Annotated in this window: 19 protein-coding genes; 15 read left to right on the top strand and 4 right to left on the bottom strand. The window is 33.2% G+C overall.

From position 1 onward, the window contains the following. Window positions 1–104: 104 nt before the first annotated feature. Window positions 105–296, top strand: coding sequence for a hypothetical protein (locus tag ACRBBL_RS15895; protein WP_431370056.1), 192 nt, complete (start codon window positions 105–107; stop codon window positions 294–296). Here the strand turns inward: ACRBBL_RS15895 and ACRBBL_RS15900 are convergent. Then, on the bottom strand, window positions 293–1,483 hold the full coding sequence (locus tag ACRBBL_RS15900; protein ID WP_431370057.1) for a DUF1501 domain-containing protein: 1,191 nt from the start codon (window positions 1,481–1,483) through the stop codon (window positions 293–295). The two genes, ACRBBL_RS15895 and ACRBBL_RS15900, sit on opposite strands and share 4 nt — an antisense overlap. Before the next feature lie 58 nt (window positions 1,484–1,541). Beyond that, on the bottom strand, window positions 1,542–2,915 hold the full coding sequence (locus ACRBBL_RS15905; RefSeq protein ID WP_431370058.1) for a DUF1800 domain-containing protein: 1,374 nt from the start codon (window positions 2,913–2,915) through the stop codon (window positions 1,542–1,544). A gap of 109 nt (window positions 2,916–3,024) precedes the next feature. On the opposite strand from ACRBBL_RS15905, the gene ACRBBL_RS15910 reads away from it, so the two are divergent. From ACRBBL_RS15910 to trpA, 11 genes are all read left to right on the top strand, one after another. Then, window positions 3,025–3,441 (top strand): hypothetical protein, encoded by a 417-nt coding sequence (locus tag ACRBBL_RS15910; RefSeq protein ID WP_431370059.1) that lies wholly within the window; start codon window positions 3,025–3,027, stop codon window positions 3,439–3,441. Window positions 3,442–3,588: 147 nt separating this feature from the next. Then, window positions 3,589–4,053, top strand: a complete 465-nt coding sequence (locus ACRBBL_RS15915; RefSeq protein ID WP_431370060.1) for a MarR family winged helix-turn-helix transcriptional regulator — start codon at window positions 3,589–3,591, stop codon at window positions 4,051–4,053. A 44-nt stretch (window positions 4,054–4,097) separates the two neighbouring features. Then, window positions 4,098–4,664, top strand: coding sequence for a YceI family protein (locus tag ACRBBL_RS15920; RefSeq protein WP_431370061.1), 567 nt, complete (start codon window positions 4,098–4,100; stop codon window positions 4,662–4,664). Between the two features lie 195 nt (window positions 4,665–4,859). Further along, the gene (locus ACRBBL_RS15925; protein ID WP_431370062.1) at window positions 4,860–6,254 is read left to right on the top strand and encodes an anthranilate synthase component I family protein; all 1,395 of its coding nucleotides are present in this window, start codon (window positions 4,860–4,862) and stop codon (window positions 6,252–6,254) included. Between the two features lie 223 nt (window positions 6,255–6,477). Continuing rightward, window positions 6,478–7,044 (top strand): anthranilate synthase component II, encoded by a 567-nt coding sequence (locus tag ACRBBL_RS15930; RefSeq protein WP_431370063.1) that lies wholly within the window; start codon window positions 6,478–6,480, stop codon window positions 7,042–7,044. 368 nt (window positions 7,045–7,412) lie between these two features. Then, window positions 7,413–8,405, top strand: a complete 993-nt coding sequence (trpD, locus tag ACRBBL_RS15935) for an anthranilate phosphoribosyltransferase (protein ID WP_431370064.1) — start codon at window positions 7,413–7,415, stop codon at window positions 8,403–8,405. 25 nt (window positions 8,406–8,430) lie between these two features. Continuing rightward, window positions 8,431–9,213, top strand: coding sequence for an indole-3-glycerol phosphate synthase TrpC (trpC, locus tag ACRBBL_RS15940; protein WP_431370065.1), 783 nt, complete (start codon window positions 8,431–8,433; stop codon window positions 9,211–9,213). Between the two features lie 52 nt (window positions 9,214–9,265). Next, on the top strand, window positions 9,266–9,913 hold the full coding sequence (locus ACRBBL_RS15945; protein ID WP_431370066.1) for a phosphoribosylanthranilate isomerase: 648 nt from the start codon (window positions 9,266–9,268) through the stop codon (window positions 9,911–9,913). Then, complete coding sequence (locus ACRBBL_RS15950; protein WP_431370067.1) at window positions 9,910–10,470, top strand: hypothetical protein; 561 nt, start codon at window positions 9,910–9,912, stop codon at window positions 10,468–10,470. Before ACRBBL_RS15945 ends, ACRBBL_RS15950 begins: the two co-directional genes overlap by 4 nt. Beyond that, complete coding sequence (gene trpB / locus ACRBBL_RS15955; RefSeq protein WP_431370068.1) at window positions 10,467–11,648, top strand: tryptophan synthase subunit beta; 1,182 nt, start codon at window positions 10,467–10,469, stop codon at window positions 11,646–11,648. The genes ACRBBL_RS15950 and trpB overlap by 4 nt, the downstream gene beginning before the upstream one ends. Before the next feature lie 77 nt (window positions 11,649–11,725). Beyond that, window positions 11,726–12,499 (top strand): tryptophan synthase subunit alpha, encoded by a 774-nt coding sequence (gene trpA, locus ACRBBL_RS15960; protein ID WP_431370069.1) that lies wholly within the window; start codon window positions 11,726–11,728, stop codon window positions 12,497–12,499. 113 nt (window positions 12,500–12,612) lie between these two features. Here the strand turns inward: trpA and ACRBBL_RS15965 are convergent, their stop codons facing one another. Together ACRBBL_RS15965 and ACRBBL_RS15970 are read right to left on the bottom strand one after the other, a co-directional pair. Next, window positions 12,613–13,569: a hypothetical protein gene (locus ACRBBL_RS15965; protein ID WP_431370070.1), complete on the bottom strand. Its 957-nt coding sequence runs from the start codon at window positions 13,567–13,569 to the stop codon at window positions 12,613–12,615. Between the two features lie 41 nt (window positions 13,570–13,610). Beyond that, window positions 13,611–14,270, bottom strand: coding sequence for a hypothetical protein (locus ACRBBL_RS15970; protein WP_431370071.1), 660 nt, complete (start codon window positions 14,268–14,270; stop codon window positions 13,611–13,613). Between the two features lie 274 nt (window positions 14,271–14,544). On the opposite strand from ACRBBL_RS15970, the gene ACRBBL_RS15975 reads away from it, so the two are divergent. The 3 genes from ACRBBL_RS15975 to ACRBBL_RS15985 all read left to right on the top strand — a co-directional run bounded on the left by ACRBBL_RS15975 (window position 14,545) and on the right by ACRBBL_RS15985 (window position 18,056). After that, window positions 14,545–16,335, top strand: coding sequence for a DUF885 domain-containing protein (locus ACRBBL_RS15975; protein ID WP_431370072.1), 1,791 nt, complete (start codon window positions 14,545–14,547; stop codon window positions 16,333–16,335). Beyond that, the gene (gene rlmF / locus ACRBBL_RS15980; RefSeq protein ID WP_431370073.1) at window positions 16,305–17,231 is read left to right on the top strand and encodes a 23S rRNA (adenine(1618)-N(6))-methyltransferase RlmF; all 927 of its coding nucleotides are present in this window, start codon (window positions 16,305–16,307) and stop codon (window positions 17,229–17,231) included. Before ACRBBL_RS15975 ends, rlmF begins: the two co-directional genes overlap by 31 nt. Window positions 17,232–17,366: 135 nt before the next feature. Continuing rightward, window positions 17,367–18,056 carry a hypothetical protein gene (locus ACRBBL_RS15985; protein WP_431370074.1) on the top strand — a complete coding sequence of 230 codons (690 nt, stop codon included), beginning with the start codon at window positions 17,367–17,369 and terminating at the stop codon, window positions 18,054–18,056. Window positions 18,057–18,161: the final 105 nt, after the last annotated feature.

Consider the following 18,161-nt stretch of genomic DNA (forward strand, 5'->3'; position numbering starts at 1 on the left):
TTTTATTTAACAAATTTTAAGATTCTCAACTAGTTAAATACGGTTTTACCTTATATAAATTCAAAACTACTTAGGTAAATTGACACAAATTAAAATTTTATATTATGAAAAAAAGACACTTTAAAAATCTAAACTTAAACAAAACATCTATTTCCAATTTAAAAAACACAAAAGGAGGAAAAGAGTCTGGTCGACCTGATACATGCGTTATATGTTACAATGATACTTATGCGCCTTCATGCACTTGCATATCTACTGCACAAACGGGGCAAGTTCCTGTATGTGGAGACATTTAAACAATGTTTAAACCTGAAAATGGTTTGTTAATGACTTTCGAGGCATCTACTTCCAACCAATTGTTCAAAACGGACGTATAGATTTCTCGAAAGTCAATATCATATTTTAAATCGCCATTAGAATCTAAATTCGATAAATCTGCCATCGGATTGTAAAAACCTTGTTTCTTCAACTGATTTCCAATCAAAAACACTTGATTTGCCGTTCCATGATCGGTTCCATTAGCAGCATTTTGTTGTACGCGTCGCCCAAATTCGGAAAAGGTCAAAATCAATGTATCCTTAAACGAATCTTGCTGTTTTAAATCTTTGATAAAAGCTGCCATCGCTTCATCATATATTTTTAATAAACGCTTTTGTTTGTTTAGTTGATTTACATGTGTGTCAAATCCTCCAAGCGAAGTGTAATATACTTTGGTTTGCAATCCTGAGTTGATAAATTGAGCAACTTGCTTGAGCTGTTTTGAAAATTTATTTTTTGGATATGTTGTTTGAGTCGTATACGTTTTAGAAGTTTCATAAATGTATTTTGCCGACGACGAAGCTGTGACCATCGTTTTGTATAAATAGCCCAAATTGTGTTCGCTTAAATGCGCAGCATCATGATGTTCTACTACTTTTCTAAAATACGGATCGTGTGTAGTACGAAAGAATAATTTCGGATCTGTCATAGCAATTCCATCTGTATGCTCACCTTTCAACAGTAACGACAAACTATCATCTACTTCGATAGCGTTTAAAGATGTATTTTTAGTAGCATCTAAATAACGTCCAACCCAACCCGATTGTAAATGTTCGTTAGCATCACTTCCTGTATGCCAAATATCCGTAGATCGAAAATGTGAACGATTCGGATTTGGATATCCAACATTGTTTACCACACACAATTCTCCATTATTATATAAATTGCTGTGCGCGATGAGACTTTCATGAAAACCAATTTCATCTGTAATTCCGATGAGGTTTGACTTTTTTTGCGCCAACGACAATCGATTTTTGTGATAAATATCGTTTCTGAATGGCACAACCGTATTTAAACCATCATTTCCTCCAGAAAGCTGAATGATAACGAGTTTTTTTCCTGTGGCAACTGCACTATCGATCAGGTTGAATCCTGAAACGAATTTTGGCAGAAACATAGCTGTACTTGCTAAGGAAGCTTGTTTTAAAAAATTTCTTCTATTCATACAAAACTTGTTTTGCATTCCCATGAAAACGGGAATCTCATTTAACTTTTTTTGTCATCTAACACAATTGATATTCAGGCAAAGACATGAGCTGGATACAGAATTCTTTCAAATCTTGATCTGCTAGTTTTTCTAAATATTCTTTTGTTCCACGATTTAGCGCACTTGTCAATAATGTTTGCTGTAACTGCTTGGTCGATGTATTTTTTTCCCGTGATAGAAACGCTTCCCAATCAGGAACAACTTTTAATTTCCGTTGACGATTTCGCTTGTTATTAAATCGTTGAAAATCGTCTTCAAACTCGCCTTTTTCATCCAATTCTATTTCTCCATTTGCCAATAAAACAGAAGGCAATCGCAAGCGTAACATCATTGTGTTTGGATTGATCCAATTTCTGCCACCTTTCCAACCTGCTACATTTGGCGGAAACAATAAATGCTGTCCTAATAGTTTTTGCAGATAGACTAATTCACGTTCTTTTTCAAACCGCATTGGTACGACTCTATGTACACCAATCAAGAATTCTACAGGTGATTTTATTTTTGTGCCGATATTTTTCGCATCATAAAACCAATCTGAAGTCAACACAAAACGCATTAAATTTCCAATATCGTAGTCTTTATAAAAAAGTTCGGTCATTTCGCTTACGCGGGAATCGTCTAATTGATCGTTCACGAAATATCTATAAACCTTTTCGCAAATAAATTGTGCACATTGTTTTTGCTGTAAGATGATTTCAATAATAGCGTCACCATCAAAATTACCTGTTTTACCTAAAAAAGTTTTCTCTCCATAATCATGTTGACGACGACGAAAACGAAAATCGCCCATAATACTATGATTCCAACCTGTAAATGCGCGTGCAGCTTCTTTAATATCTTTTTCAGAATATTGATCGCGTCCAAGCGTAAATAGCTCCATCAACTCGCGCGCAAAATTTTCATTTGGTTTTTGCTTCTTATTTTGCCTTGTATTCAAATACTTCATCATGGAAGCTTCTTTTGAAATAGCAACCACAAAATCTTTAAAATTCCCTAGTGCATGTGTGCGAAGTATATTTTGATACTGTTGAAAGTGAACAATATTTTCATCACGACACACAAAATGATTTGCCCAAAAAAGAGTCATTTTCTCAACTAATAATTGTTCTGTATTTCCAAGTTTATAGAGCCAAGCAATATTCATTTCGTGTATTTTCTTAGCGCTTTCCTTAAACAGTGCACGTGCCTTCTTTCTATCTTTCATCTTCAACCCTTTTAAAATTGTTGTTAATTCAGATATATCGATGGATAAAGGTTCAAAATTGCGAGAAGCTTCAAACAATTGCGAAACAATTTGTGTACGTGATTGACTTTTCAAACTAGTTGCTTCCGAAGATGAAATTCCAAAGCCAACTCTATTGTACAAATGCACGATTTCTTGTAAAGTCATAATAATCAATTTGTATAGTGTGACTCTTAAACGTTGAAAAAGTTTAATTTGGTATTTTGATCTTAACTAAAATTCTTCTAGTTTTAAATAAAAACAATTTTAAATACAAATGTGTAAAGCATCTAAAACAATCCGATTTTGTAGTTGTGAAGATAATCTAGCAAAAGCTACGAAACATCTTAAAAGTATCTTTTATGTTTGGACATTAGATCGCGTAGTAGGTTTTAGTGATAGTGGAATGGATGGGCTTGCCATGTTTCCTTCTGAACAACTAGACGAATTACTTCCTGAGTTTATACTAAAAGAACTCAATTCAAAAAAATTATTTGACTTTGACTATATTCCGCAAGACAATGATAGCTTACAAATCAAAAGAGTAAACCCTAAAAAGAGATACGAGAAAAAAGAACTTATTGGCGATCATTTAAACTTCTATTTTGAATTTGGTGAATGGCATATTGGATATATAAGTCCATTTACATACAACCTTAAAGTTTATAAAAATGGAAAAGTTGAAGTTTTATAAGAAGTGAATAATTAGTAATGAGAGACGTTTCAAAAACCTAAAAGTTAAACAAGCCCAAACAAAATTTAATCAAACTTTAACACTACTCCACTTTTTTATTTTCAAAATACTATTACATTTGTATATACAAATATTGTACATACAAATATGAAGCTTCAAGAAGTATTAAAGAGTAATGTTGAATTACCATTAGCAAAGAGAACATCTCTAAATTTTGTGATAACAAACAAAATTATTGCTGAAGCGTATTTAGCATTTTTCAAGCAATATGATATTTCAGGACAACAATATAATGTGCTACGCATATTAAGAGGTCAAAAAGGAAAGCCTGCAAATTTAGCTACGATTCAAGAACGAATGATTCATAAGAATAGCAATACAACGCGCTTGATTGACAAGTTAATTTTAAAAGGTTTTGTTGAAAGAACTATTTGTCCAGAAAACCGAAGAAAAGTAGAAATTATCATTACAAAAAACGGATTGGATTTACTAGAAACCATCGATCCGAAACTGAGTGCTTTAGAAGAAACTATAATGGAACCACTCACAAAAAATGAAGCTGAAACATTAAATACATTATTAGAAAAATTAAGAGGTTCGCAATCCCAATAAAATTGCCCTTAAAAACACTATCTACATACATTAAAAACAAAAAAATGAAAACACGTATTTTAACATTAGTAGCCTTATTTGCATTTGCAACCATTTCAACAGCAGTTGCACAAGAGAAGAAAGTAAACGTAAAAGAAAGTAAGATTACTTGGACTGGTCATAAAGTAATAGGTCAACACGAAGGAACCATTAATATTAAAGAGGGAACTTTAAAATTTAAAGATGGAAAATTAGTTGATGGAATGTTTACAATTGATATGACAACAATTAACACTACAGATTTAAGTGGAGAATCTAAAGGTAATTTAGATGGTCACTTAAAATCTGATGACTTTTTTGGGGTAGCAAAATTTCCTACTGCAACTTTAAAGTTTAGAAAAGTAGTAGAAACAGATGATAATGTGTACAGAGTAGCTGCCAATTTAACAATTAAAGGAATAAAATCTCCTGTAGCTTTTAATCTTGAATTAGAAAGCAATTCTGCAGAAACAAAATTAAAGGTAGACCGCACAAAATATGGAATCAAGTACGGTTCTGCTTCTTTCTTTGACGGATTGAAAGACAAAGCAATTAGCGACGAATTTGACTTGCAAGTAGAATTAAAATTTTAAAATATTTTTTATTCTAAAATTCATTTCTATATATTTGTCATAACAAAACAACAAATGAAATTAAATTTAGTAAATACTTGGTGGTGGAACTTACGAACTTCAGAATCGTGAGCTAAGTCCCTATTTACAAATAATAGATATATAAAAAGACTTGTCGATCACGACAAGTCTTTTTTTTTTGAAACAAATTGAACCATGTACACATTAAAAACTACCTATAAAAAAATATTAGCAGACACGATTACTCCCGTAAGTGTGTATCTAAAAATCAGGGACAAGTTCCCAAACAGTTTGCTATTGGAAAGTAGTGATTATCACGCCAGCGGAAACAGTTTTTCATATGTATGTTGCAATCCTATTGCAAGTATTAAGGTGGAAAATGAAACGCTTACGCGCGAATATCCAAACGGCGCAACAGACACTACTCCTATTACAGCAACAACCGATGTTCCAGCGTTAATTCACGAATTTTCAAAACAGTTTGAAACAGATACGAACGATTTCAAATTTATCAATAACGGTTTGTTTGGCTATATTGCTTATGATGCTGTTCGTTACTTTGAATCGGTAGAAATTTCTAAAAAAGAACAATCGCTTTACATTCCAGATATGTACTATGCGATTTACCAAAACATCATTGCGTTCAATCATTTTAAAAACGAAGCGTACATCTTTTCGCATTGTTATGAAAAAGAAGATAATATTGCTTCGATTGAACATTTATTGAGTTCAAAAAACTTCACCACATATAACTTTAAAATTGATGGTGAACGCGAATCTAATTTAAACGATGAGCAGTTCAAACAAAATGTTGCATTAGCCAAAAAACATTGCTATCGTGGAGACGTTTTTCAATTGGTTTTATCGAGACGATTCATCCAAAAATTTAAAGGAGACGAATTCAATGTATATCGTGCGTTAAGAAGTATCAACCCTTCACCATATCTTTTCTATTTTGATTATGGCGATTTTAAAATATTTGGTTCTTCACCAGAAGCGCAATTGGTCGTAAAAGACAATCACACAGAAATTCATCCAATCGCAGGAACTTTTAAACGTACAGGAAACGATGAAGAAGATGCAGCATCTGCCAAAAGGCTCTTTGACGATCCCAAAGAAAATGCAGAACACGTGATGCTAGTAGATTTAGCACGAAACGACTTAAGCCGAAACGGAAATCAAGTACAAGTGGAAACTTATAAAGAATTGCAATTCTTTTCGCATGTTATTCATCTAGTATCTAAAGTAACGGCGCAAAAACATACAAATGTTCCAACAATGCAAGTTGTGGCAGACACATTTCCCGCAGGAACATTAAGCGGCGCACCAAAACACAAAGCCATGCAGTTGATAGAAAAATACGAAACATCTAATCGTGATTTTTATGGTGGCGCTATTGGTTTTATGGACTTTCATGGAAACTTTAATCATGCCATTATGATTAGAACATTCCTAAGTAAAAATCACAAATTACATTACCAAGCTGGTGCAGGAATTGTAGCAAAATCAAATGAAGAAAACGAAAATCAGGAAGTATATAACAAATTAAGAGCGCTGAATACGGCGTTGGAAATTGCGGAAACGATTTAGGAATTATAAATGTAAAATTTTAAATGCTAAATGTAAAAGTGAACCTCTTTGAAACATTCTTATAAAACGACAACCAAAGTAAGTTGTTTCTTGGAAACTATAAATAAAAAATAAATCGTCACTTCGAGTGATTTTCTAAAAGAAAATAGTATCGAGAAGTACTTTGAAAATAAAAAGTAAAAAAGCCAATAGCTATAGGCTAGAAGCGAAAAGCCAATAAAAAATGAAAAAAATACTAGTCATAGATAATTACGATAGCTTCACATATAATCTTGTACATTATTTGGAAGATTTAGATTGTGATGTTACGGTAAAAAGAAACGATCAGCTTTTGTTGGAAGAGGTTGAAGATTATGAAAAAATCATTCTTTCGCCAGGTCCTGGAATTCCAGATGAAGCTGGTTTACTAAAACCAATAATTGCAAAATATGCGCCTACAAAAAGCATTTTAGGTGTTTGTTTAGGTCAACAAGCTATTGGAGAAGTTTTTGGTGGAACATTGTCCAACTTAGCAGAAGTTTATCATGGCGTTGCAACCAAGGTAGAAGTTTCAGTGGATGACGAATCGTTGTTTGATGGTTTACCAAAAAATTTCGAAGTTGGGCGTTACCATTCATGGATTGTGGCAAGTCCGCTTCCTGCAAGTTTAGAAGCGACTTCGTATGATGAAAACGGACAAATTATGTCGTTGCGTCATAGAGAATATGATGTTCGTGGTGTACAATATCATCCAGAATCTGTATTGACGCCACACGGAAAACAAATTTTAGAAAATTGGGTACGTGGTTAAATTATAAATGTTGAATGTAAAAGTGAAGTTCTTTGAAACTGCTTTTAAAATGATAACCGAAGCAAGTTGTTTCTAGGAAATTATAAATGTTGAATGCTAAATTTTAAATGTAAAAGTGATATTCTAAGAAATATAATTGCTAAAGAAGTACCAAACGTCACTTCGAGTAATTTTAGGAGAAAATTGTATCGAGAAGTACTATGAAAATAAAAAAATAGATATAAGCTGTGAGAACTGAGTATTGAAATTGTTTGAAACGTCTTTGCGAGGCGATAGCCGAAACAATCTGTTTCTTGTGAAATTATAAATGTTATCTGAACTCGTCTCAATACTAACTACTAAAACCTCAATACTATAAAAAAACAAAAATGAAAAAATTACTAAATAGACTCATCAATCAAGAAAACATTACTGAAGCAGAAGCTAAACAAGTAATTGTAAACATATCGAAAGACATGTACAATCCAAGTCAGATTGCTTCTTTCCTCACTGTTTTTATGATGCGAAGCGTTACGTTAGAAGAATTAAAAGGCTTCCGAGATGCGCTGTTAGAATTATGTATTCCTGTAGATTTATCTGCATACAATGCAATCGATTTATGCGGAACTGGCGGCGATGGAAAAGATACCTTCAACATTTCGACCTTAGCTTCTTTCATTACAGCTGGCGCTGGAGTAAAAGTTGCCAAGCATGGAAATTACGGAGTTTCTTCTGTAAGTGGTTCATCAAACGTAATGGAACATTTAGGAATCAAATTCACCAATGATGTCGATTTCTTAGAAAAGTCTATAGACAAAGCTGGAATATGTGTTTTACACGCGCCTTTATTTCACCCAGCTATGAAAAATGTAGCGCCCATTCGTAGAGCTTTAGGCGTCAAAACATTTTTTAATATGCTTGGTCCAATGGTAAATCCTTCATTTCCAAAAAATCAAATGGTTGGCGTATTCAACTTAGAATTGGCAAGAATGTATGGCTATTTATATCAAAACACAGATAAAAATTACACCATTTTACATGCTTTGGATGGGTACGATGAAATTTCACTCACAGGTGCTACAAAAGCTATTCGAAACAATTCTGAAGAAATGCTTACACCAGCAGATTTTGGCGTACCACAACATACTCAAGCTTCCATTTATGGCGGCGATTCGGTAGCATCTGCAGCAAAAATATTTACAGATATTTTAGAAGGCAACGGAACCGATCCGCAAAATAATGTTGTTTGTGCCAACGCAGGAATGGCAATTGCAACGGTAAACGGATTACAAGCCAAAGAAGGTTTCGAAATTGCTAAAGAATCCTTGCATTCGGGGAAAGCATTGCAAGTATTGAAGAAATTACAAGAATTGAGCAAATAAAAAATAAACATAAAATTTTTCAACATTGAAAACCATTTTAGACAAAATTATAGCAGATAAATACAAAGAGGTTTCACTGAAAAAAAGTATCGTATCAGTGTCGCATTTGGAGCGTTCGGCATTGTTCGGTCGTGAAACTTCTTCTTTGTCTGCCGCATTAAAAGCTAGTGATACAGGAATCATTTCTGAGTTTAAAAGACGTTCGCCATCCAAAGCTGTCATTAACCAAAGTGCAAGCGTACAAGATGTAGCTTCTGGGTATGAAAACGCAGGTGTTTGTGGAATGTCTGTTTTGACAGATGGAAAATACTTTGGCGGTTCACTAGACGATGTGTTGTTGGCAAGAGCAAGCGCACAATTACCTATTTTACGAAAAGAATTTATCATTGATGAATATCAAATCATTGAAGCAAAATCGTATGGTGCAGATGTTATTTTATTGATTGCTGCCGTGTTGACGAGAGACGAAATTAAAACCTTATCGGAAACAGCAAAAAACCTAGGATTGGATGTATTGTTAGAAGTACATAATTTGGAAGAATTGCAAAAATCAATCATGCCGTCATTAGACATGTTAGGTGTTAATAATAGAAACCTAAAAACCTTTGAAGTTAGCACAGACATCAGCAAAGAATTATCAACACATATTCCAGATGATTTTGTAAAAGTATCTGAAAGCGGAATTAGTTCTGTTGCAGCAATCAAAGATTTACAACCGTATGGATATCAAGGTTTTTTAATTGGTGAAAATTTTATGAAGACTGAAAACCCAGGGCTAAGTGCTTTGGAGTTTATTCGTGAGTTATGAGTTATTAAAAGTATCAATTTAACACCTAAATCTTAAATATTTTAATCATTTAATGAAACACAAGAAACTCAAAATATGCGGAATGAAATATGAAGACAATATGAAAGCTGTAAGCGAATTACAGCCAGATTATTTGGGTTTTATTTTCTATAAAAAATCGTCACGTTTTTTTAATACGGTTATTCCAGAAATTCCAAAAGGAATTAAAAAAACTGGTGTTTTTGTAAATGCATCTATAGAAGATATTTGTAAAAAAATAAAATTATATGATTTGCAAGCTGTACAATTACACGGGAACGAAAGCCCTGAGTTTTGTATTGAATTAAAGAAACGTATTTCGACTCCGCCCAATGCTCGGGTTGAAATCATCAAGGTATTTTCGATAAAAAATGAATTTGACTTTTCGACTTTGAAACTGTATGAACATTGTGTTGACTATTTTCTGTTTGATACAAAAGGAAAATTACCTGGCGGAAATGGTGTTACATTCGATTGGACTGTATTGGAAGATTATCCATCAACAAAACCATTCTTTTTAAGTGGTGGAATTGGTTTAGAAACGACTCAAAAACTGGAAGCATTTTTAAAAAGTAAAGCTTCAAAATACTGTTATGCTTTAGATGTGAATAGTAAATTTGAAATTGTTCCAGGGTTGAAAGATATTGAGAAATTGACAACGTTTAAAAAAGCTATATCATGAGCAACAAAAAATTAAAAAAAAGAATAGCGACACATATAAAAAACAAAGAATACGTACAAATTAGTAGAGGATTCAAAAATGAAAGTTTCCATAACATTACTGGTTATATACTAGCATATTCTGACGACTTTATAATGATTGCAAACATTGCTGAATTTACTTTTTCAGGTTTTAATTGTATTCCTGTTCAAACAATTACAGAGATTCGACGTAATAAAACGGATGAATATTTCGAAATGATTTTAAAAAAGGAATCTCCAAAAGGGTTCAAGAAAATAATCAAGCGTTACAATGCTATTGATATTACTTCGTTTCAAACCATTTTCGAGAACTTAAAAAAACAAAAAGAATGTGTTATCGTTGAATGTGAACGCGAAAAACATGGCTATTTTTCTATTGGACATATTCAAAAAATTTCAAATAAAAATGCTACAATTAACCGCTTTAATGCACAAGGTATTCTTCTAGAACCTATTAAAGAAAAATTAAAACAGATTACTAAAATCACCTATCAAGATAATTACAGCAACACGTTTAAAAAATATATAAGATCATGAGTTATCACGTGAACGAAAAAGGATATTACGGCACATTCGGAGGTGCATACATTCCTGAAATGTTATATCCGAATGTAGAAGAACTGCGTCAAAAGTATTTGGAGATTATGTATGAAGATTCTTTTCAAAAAGAATTTCAACAATTACTAAAAGACTATGTTGGGCGTCCATCACCGTTATTTTATGCAGAACGTTTGTCTGCCAAATACAACACAAAAATTTATTTAAAACGTGAAGATTTAAACCATACTGGCGCGCACAAAGTAAATAACACCATCGGACAAATTTTGATGGCAAAACGTTTGGGTAAAACTCGAATTATCGCCGAAACTGGTGCCGGACAACACGGTGTTGCAACAGCTACTGTTTGTGCATTAATGGGCATGGAATGTATTGTGTATATGGGCGAAATTGACATTGCACGACAAGCACCAAATGTAGCACGTATGAAAATGTTAGGTGCTGAGGTTCGTGCAGCATTGTCTGGAAGTAGAACGTTGAAAGATGCCACTAATGAAGCTATTCGCGATTGGATTAGCAATCCAATAAACACACATTATATTATTGGTTCGGTCGTTGGACCGCATCCGTATCCAGATATGGTAGCGCGTTTTCAAGCTGTAATTTCGGAGGAAATGGAATGGCAATTACAAGAAAAAGAAGGTCGTTCCTATCCAGATCATGTGATTGCATGTGTTGGTGGCGGAAGTAATGCAGCTGGCGCTTTTTATCAATATTTAGATGACGAACGCGTCAATTTAATTGCTGTGGAAGCTGCTGGAAAAGGAATTCATTCTGGTGAAAGTGCTGCAACTTCTGTGTTGGGTGAAGATGGAATTATTCACGGAAGTAGAACTTTATTGATGCAAAGCAAAGACGGACAAATTACAGAACCCTATTCAATCTCGGCTGGTTTAGATTATCCTGGTGTTGGACCAATGCACGCACATTTATATGAAAGTAAACGTGCCGAATTTATTTCTATTACTGATGATGAAGCTATGACTGCTGGCTTGGAATTATCACAATTGGAAGGAATTATTCCAGCGATTGAAAGTTCACATGCATTAGCCGTTTTTGATACAAGAAAATTCAAAGAAAACGAAATTGTTGTGTTGAACTTATCAGGTCGTGGCGACAAGGATTTGAATACGTATATTGATTATTTTAAATTATAGTAGTGAGAAATTAGTAATGAGATATGAGACAAGACTCACACCTCAATACTAATAACTCAATACTCAATACTATTAGCATGAATAGAATAAACCAAAAGTTACAAGAAGATAAAAAGTTACTATCTATATATTTTACCGCAGGATATCCAAGTTTGAATGATACCGTTGGTGTGATTGAAGAGTTGGAAAAAAGCGGTGTCGATATGATCGAAATTGGCTTACCGTTTAGCGATCCTTTGGCAGATGGACCAACGATTCAGGCAAGTTCTACACAAGCTTTGGAAAATGGAATGACCAGCAAAGTTTTGTTTGATCAGATAAAAAACATTCGTGAAACGGTTTCTATTCCATTGATTATTATGGGATATTTGAATCCGATGATGCAATACGGAATTGAAGCATTTTGCGCCAAATGTCAAGAAGTTGGTATTGATGGATTAATTATTCCCGATATGCCAGTAGATGTATACCATGAACAGTTTCAAGCAGTTTTTGAGAAGTACGGTTTGATTAATGTGTTTTTGATTACGCCACAAACGTCTGAGGAACGCATCCGATTTATCGATAGCATTTCTAACGGGTTTATTTATATGGTAAGTTCGGCAGGAACTACAGGTGCTAAAAATAGTTTTGGAAATACACAAGAAACTTATTTTGATCGCATTGGAAACATGAATTTAAAAAATCCGCAAATTGTCGGTTTCGGAATTTCCAATCATGAAACATTTACACAAGCCACTAACAAAGCAAAAGGCGCTATTATTGGAAGTGCTTTCATTAAACATTTGACAAAAAACGGAACTAAGTCCATCAAGGAATTTACAACACAGATATTGAATTCGGAATTGTAACCTAACTTTATATTTTAAAAGACGAATTTAAAATTTACAGCCGTTCTAAACAAGTAACTACTTCTAGACTCAGTATTTTGCTGCACTGCTTTATACTGAGTTTTAAAGGTATGTTATTTTTCAATTTCCTGACTTATTATTAGTTCAACAAAGTCTTTTGCTTCATATAATATCTTTTCCTTTGGCAATCTAAGCTTAATCAGTTTTTGAGAATAGAACTTTCCTGTCCAATTATATGAAGTACTGCTAAAACGTTTCCCTTTAGGCATTTTTAAAACGTTATCCCAACCAATCTCTTTATGGTAAACAGTTATCATGCAGTTATGATACTCCGAAAACATTAATTCTACTGAGAAACCTTGCATCAGTCCTGTATACCTATCGCCCTTTTTATTGAATCCATTTTGCTTAAAATAATTCGAATACTCTGTGCTTAGAAATCGTTTCTTCCCAAAAGATGAAACCTTTAATTTCATCACAAATTGACCGATTTTAATGATCCCAAAAGAAACTCCAAATACAATTAAACTTGTTTTTATTGTTAAAGAATCAATCAGGTTTTCATTAAAGAATATAAGAAATATAATTACTGATAATGCTAAAGAATATGTGATGTCATTGCATATTATTTTTAACCGTCTCCTTTTCCTTTTGTTTCTTTCAAGTCTTTCAGACATTGTTAACAAAGGAGTTTTATTGTCCTTAAGAGCTGCCATTCCTGTATGTAAACTATACCGCCATTTGCGTTCAGATTCAACCTTAAAAATTTTAGTAAAAATTGAATCAATAGTATCAATTAGTTGATTTCGCGAAGAAGCATCCGAATAATTAAAATAGTTCTCATAATTGATCTTTTCCCGCAATTCCTTGTATCCTAAACTTAGTAAAGCATTACTTTGGTTTTCATTTAACGGTGCTTGAGGAATGATCAATATATACGTCTGAAAATCTAGATCTTTGAGTACATATATCTTATTTCCCTTTGTGTATACTTTCAAACTCGTGTAAACAGGTTTTTCAAATAAATCATTTAATCTCGTTAGTAATATGTTTTTATTTGAATTGGCCATTTATAGTAGTTATCAAATTTGCAGAATCCGTTTGCACAATCTTATTTCGTTTCCTCTTTCCAATCCACAGGCGGTGGCGGTGGCGGAGGTGGCGGAGGTGGTGGTGGAGGCTGAATAGCAAGCTTTTCATTCAACCATATTTTTAAGACAACGCTGTCTGTTAATTTTTCATATTCATCAACTACTCTTCTCAATGTTTTTGGGAATTTTTCCATTTTCCCATTGTCGTAAGAAATGAAAATCATAAGTTTTTCTGGACTAACACTCCAAGATGGAATTTTCCCATTATTCTCAAAGTCTTTTTTTAAAACAGTTCCTAAACTATCTAACGGGTAATAAAACCTGTCTGATTTACTAATTGTATCATTGTGTATTTGAATTGTATTTTTCTGTTTAATTAATATACAACCAAAATCTTCCCAACAAGGATTTCCAAAATAAACGGTTTTAAGATCTGTAGCTGATTTTAAGGTAAGTTTTGGCAAACTATCACTACACGCAATTCGTTCAGTTCGTTCTAGTAATTCTTTCCAATTATTAAATTCGCTCAGCTTTAATTCAACTCCAATACTGTCATTTTCATTTTTGAAAAGTCCGTATTCTTTTTCAATTAATTGTATTGGTTTCTGCTCTATATTTTGACAACTAAATGTTATCAAAAACAGAATAATCAAAGACGATTTTTTAATGTTATTTACCATTTTCTTGAATGTATCACAACCTACCTATAACAGGAACTCCTATTATTTCTACTTTAACTAAGCTTAAGCTTCTCATATCAATCTAGTTAAAAACTAAAACTAAATGAATTTCGTATAAAATCAAATTAAAAAGTGGCAATTTTAAGTTAAAGTTTTCAATCACAATCTTTCGCTCATTCTTCCAGTTTATTTTCAATCTATGTTAAATACAGCAAAAAGATATTTCGTTACTTTAAAAAAATAGTATTTTTAAAAACTATTAAAATTTGAACAGATGAAAAAATACGCTTTTATTCTCTCTTTACTCATATGTGTTTCTTGTGGAAGTGACAAGAAAAAAGAAGAACCAATTTCAAAAAGTGAACTATCTCTCGCAGGTGTTTTAGAAGCTTATTATGAAGAAGGTTTGGCTCTCAATCCTCTAAATGCAACATTTGCTGGTGACCATAGATATAATGACCAATTTCCAAATTTATTATCAGAAGAGCATCATCAAAAGTTAAAAACATATTACCGTAAATTTAAAGATACGTTGAAAAACTTTGATGAAACGAATCTTAAGAAAGGTGAAAAAATGAGCAAAGCAATTCTGTATTGGGATTGCGATATGAGTTTAAGGAAATTAAGCTTTAAAAATGGTCGTTTGATGCCTATCGATCAAATGTGGTCTCTAAACTTAGTTGTTGGTCAATTGGCAAGCGGCGCATCTGCTCAACCTTTTAAGACAGTTGAAGATTACAATAATTGGTTGAAACGTTTGGAAGGCTATAATGAATGGTTAAAAACGGCGAAAACAAATATGCAAGAAGGAATTACAGAAGAGTTTGTATTGCCTAAATCATTGATCAAAAAAGTGATTCCGCAGTTTGAAGTTTTGGCTTCAACGAATCTTGAAGATCATTTATTTTATACGCCGATCAAAAACTTTCCAGCAGATTTTTCAGATGCAGACAAAGAAAATATAACAAAAGCATACAAGACATTTTTAACAGAAAAACTGATTCCATCATTTGGTGATTTGTCTCAATTTTTAAAGACCGATTACCTCAGCGCAGGTAGAGAAAATAGCGGAATTGATGGAACTCCTTACGGGGATGCTTATTATGAGTATTCGATTAAAGAATACACAACAACCAATATGACTGCCGATGAAATTCATGAGTTAGGTTTGAAAGAAGTTGCTCGAATTTTAGCAGAAATGGAGAACGTAAAAAAGCAAGTTGGTTTTAAAGGTGATTTAAAGTCGTTCTTTAATTATGTTCGAGAGCATAAAGAGTTAATGCCATATACAGAACCACAACAGATTATTGATAATTTTAATGCGATTCATGACAGAATGAAACCTCAAATTGAAAAGTTATTCGATTTAAAACCAAAAACTCCTTTTGAAGTCCGCCGTACAGAAGCTTTTAGAGAAGCATCTGCCAGTGCAGAATACAATCCAGGTTCTTTAGACGGAACACGTCCAGGTATTTTTTATACGCCAATTCCTGATGCTACAAAGTATAATGTCTTTTCTGATGAAGCGCTGTTTTTACATGAAGCCATTCCGGGACATCATTATCAAATTTCGCTGACACAAGAAAATGGAGAACTACCCGATTTTAGAAAAACACTTTGGTATAGTGCCTATGGCGAAGGCTGGGCATTGTATACTGAATCGTTAGGAAAAGAATTAGGTTTATACACAGATCCATATCAGTATTTTGGAATGCTGGGTATGGAAATGCACCGCGCCATTCGTTTGGTTGTAGACACAGGTTTACACGCAAAAGGTTGGACACGTGAACAGGCAATTGAGTATTCATTGAATAATGAAGCCGAAAGCGAAGCGAGTATTATTTCTGAGATTGAACGTTATATGGCAAATCCGGGGCAAGCGTTGTCGTATAAAATTGGACAATTAAAAATTCGCGAATTACGCGCAAAAGCAACAGAAGCTTTAGGTGATAAGTTTGATATTAAAGAGTTTCACAATCAAGTGTTGAGTACAGGTTGTATTCCGTTGCAGTTGTTGGAAGATAAAATAAATGCATGGATTCAAAAAAACAGCAGCGTACAGTAAAGAAATCTAAATTACATCCGTTAAATATACATCAAGGACGTTATGATTTTGGTTTGCTAATAAAAGCGTGTCCCGAATTAAAACAGTTTGTAGCGTTGAACAAATTTGGTGATGAATCAATTGATTTTTTTAATCCGAAAGCGGTTAAAATGCTCAATAAAGCATTGTTGAAACAGTTTTACGCGATTGATTTTTGGGATATTCCTGAGCGGTATTTGTGTCCACCAATTCCTGGTAGAGCAGATTATATACATTATTTAGCGACGTTTCTAGCAGAACACAATCACGGAAACATTCCGAAAGGAGAAAAAATTACTTGTTTAGATATTGGTACAGGCGCCAATTGCATTTACCCAATTATTGGAACGCACCAATATGATTGGAAATTTGTTGCATCAGACATTGACACCGTTTCTATTGCGAATGCTAAAGAGATTATTCTTCAAAACAAACGTTTACACAATCGTATTGAAATTCGCCAACAAGAAAATCCGAAGTTCATTTTTAACGGAATCATTCTTCCAAAAGAAAAAATTACCATTACACTTTGCAATCCGCCTTTTCATACCTCTGCAAAAGAAGCTGCAGCTGGAACAGTACGAAAATTACAGAATTTAAAAGGTAAGAAACCTGTAAAAACGGAACTCAATTTTGGCGGTCAAAGCAATGAATTGTGGTGTAAAGGTGGCGAAAAGAAGTTCATTAAAAACATGATTAAAGAGAGTAAACAGTTTTCAAAACAGTGCCAATGGTTTACGACGTTGGTTTCTAAAGAAGCTAATTTACCCGCAATTTATGATGCTTTAAAACGTGTAGAAGCTAAGACAGTAAAAACGATTCCAATGGGACAAGGAAATAAGATTAGTCGGATTGTGGTGTGGTCGTTTCAACACTAATTTCTAAACTTAGATACATTTCAATTGTAACAAATGAGGTGAAGTTTCATACTGATAATGGTATATAGAAACATTAACTGCTATTGGAAAAGCTTTACCAAACAAATTTCTGATAGTCTTAAAACCATTATAGTTATGAAAAAAGTTATCACGTTTACACTACTCATTTCTAGCTTATTTTTAATTTTTTCTTGTCAGAAAGAAAACAACTCACGAACGAGCCCAGAATTGACACAAATTTTTAACGAACAAGAAATTAAAGACATTGAAATGTTGGTTTCGTATGTTGAAAAAGAACTGAAAGCAAAAACTAAGACAGATGATATTGATAAAGCATATCAAGAATTTTTAGGCACATACTTTGAAAATTATTTCAATGATATCAATGAGACCTTTACGTATGAAGACATTAAAAATTTATACAGCACAATAGATAAAAATACGTTCAATACCATTTGGCAATACAATAAAGGCTTTAATTTTGTTTTGAAAGATTCTACTAAAAGTATCAACATGGCGTACGAGAAAAAATACATGAAGTATCTTGACGTACTTGGTGAAAAGAGTTTAAAAATAAAGGGATATGTCAATTCTACAAGAGCATCAGGAGTTACTCCAATTTATTCAATTCCTCCATTGCTTTTTACTTTCAATACTGAGAGCAGAAAACCTGAAATCCCTAAAACTTTTGGCGATTATAATACACGCGTATATAGAAGTATTGACTTGATTACGATTGCCGATTTAGTTTACCATGTTAAGATAGAAGACGTCCGCATCCAAAAGCTTAAAGAACAAGAACAGGTAAAAGATACTGTTCAGTAGTTATTTTCACTACTTTTGCTTCTCAAAATTAAAAATCATAAACATGTTTAAAACTCAAAAAATGTAATTTGATGCGTCCAAAGTTGAAATTTCGATTTCAATTAA

The sequence above is a fragment of the Kordia sp. genome, from assembly GCF_050633145.1.
Classification (GTDB): Bacteria; Bacteroidota; Bacteroidia; order Flavobacteriales; family Flavobacteriaceae; genus Kordia.

What these genes read in the sequence shown, in the direction of transcription:
- ACRBBL_RS15950 (WP_431370067.1), top strand. Translation starts at nt 9,910, where the DNA reads ATGAGCAACAAAAAATTAAAAAAAAGAATAGCGACACATATAAAAAAC.
- ACRBBL_RS15970 (WP_431370071.1), bottom strand. Translation starts at nt 14,270, where the DNA reads ATGGTAAATAACATTAAAAAATCGTCTTTGATTATTCTGTTTTTGATA.
- ACRBBL_RS15895 (WP_431370056.1), top strand. Translation starts at nt 105, where the DNA reads ATGAAAAAAAGACACTTTAAAAATCTAAACTTAAACAAAACATCTATT.
- ACRBBL_RS15965 (WP_431370070.1), bottom strand. Translation starts at nt 13,569, where the DNA reads ATGGCCAATTCAAATAAAAACATATTACTAACGAGATTAAATGATTTA.
- ACRBBL_RS15900 (WP_431370057.1), bottom strand. Translation starts at nt 1,483, where the DNA reads ATGAATAGAAGAAATTTTTTAAAACAAGCTTCCTTAGCAAGTACAGCT.
- trpA (WP_431370069.1), top strand. Translation starts at nt 11,726, where the DNA reads ATGAATAGAATAAACCAAAAGTTACAAGAAGATAAAAAGTTACTATCT.
- ACRBBL_RS15925 (WP_431370062.1), top strand. Translation starts at nt 4,860, where the DNA reads ATGTACACATTAAAAACTACCTATAAAAAAATATTAGCAGACACGATT.
- trpB (WP_431370068.1), top strand. Translation starts at nt 10,467, where the DNA reads ATGAGTTATCACGTGAACGAAAAAGGATATTACGGCACATTCGGAGGT.
- ACRBBL_RS15975 (WP_431370072.1), top strand. Translation starts at nt 14,545, where the DNA reads ATGAAAAAATACGCTTTTATTCTCTCTTTACTCATATGTGTTTCTTGT.
- ACRBBL_RS15920 (WP_431370061.1), top strand. Translation starts at nt 4,098, where the DNA reads ATGAAAACACGTATTTTAACATTAGTAGCCTTATTTGCATTTGCAACC.
- ACRBBL_RS15910 (WP_431370059.1), top strand. Translation starts at nt 3,025, where the DNA reads ATGTGTAAAGCATCTAAAACAATCCGATTTTGTAGTTGTGAAGATAAT.
- ACRBBL_RS15985 (WP_431370074.1), top strand. Translation starts at nt 17,367, where the DNA reads ATGAAAAAAGTTATCACGTTTACACTACTCATTTCTAGCTTATTTTTA.
- ACRBBL_RS15945 (WP_431370066.1), top strand. Translation starts at nt 9,266, where the DNA reads ATGAAACACAAGAAACTCAAAATATGCGGAATGAAATATGAAGACAAT.
- ACRBBL_RS15905 (WP_431370058.1), bottom strand. Translation starts at nt 2,915, where the DNA reads ATGACTTTACAAGAAATCGTGCATTTGTACAATAGAGTTGGCTTTGGA.
- ACRBBL_RS15930 (WP_431370063.1), top strand. Translation starts at nt 6,478, where the DNA reads ATGAAAAAAATACTAGTCATAGATAATTACGATAGCTTCACATATAAT.
- trpD (WP_431370064.1), top strand. Translation starts at nt 7,413, where the DNA reads ATGAAAAAATTACTAAATAGACTCATCAATCAAGAAAACATTACTGAA.
- ACRBBL_RS15915 (WP_431370060.1), top strand. Translation starts at nt 3,589, where the DNA reads ATGAAGCTTCAAGAAGTATTAAAGAGTAATGTTGAATTACCATTAGCA.
- rlmF (WP_431370073.1), top strand. Translation starts at nt 16,305, where the DNA reads ATGGATTCAAAAAAACAGCAGCGTACAGTAAAGAAATCTAAATTACAT.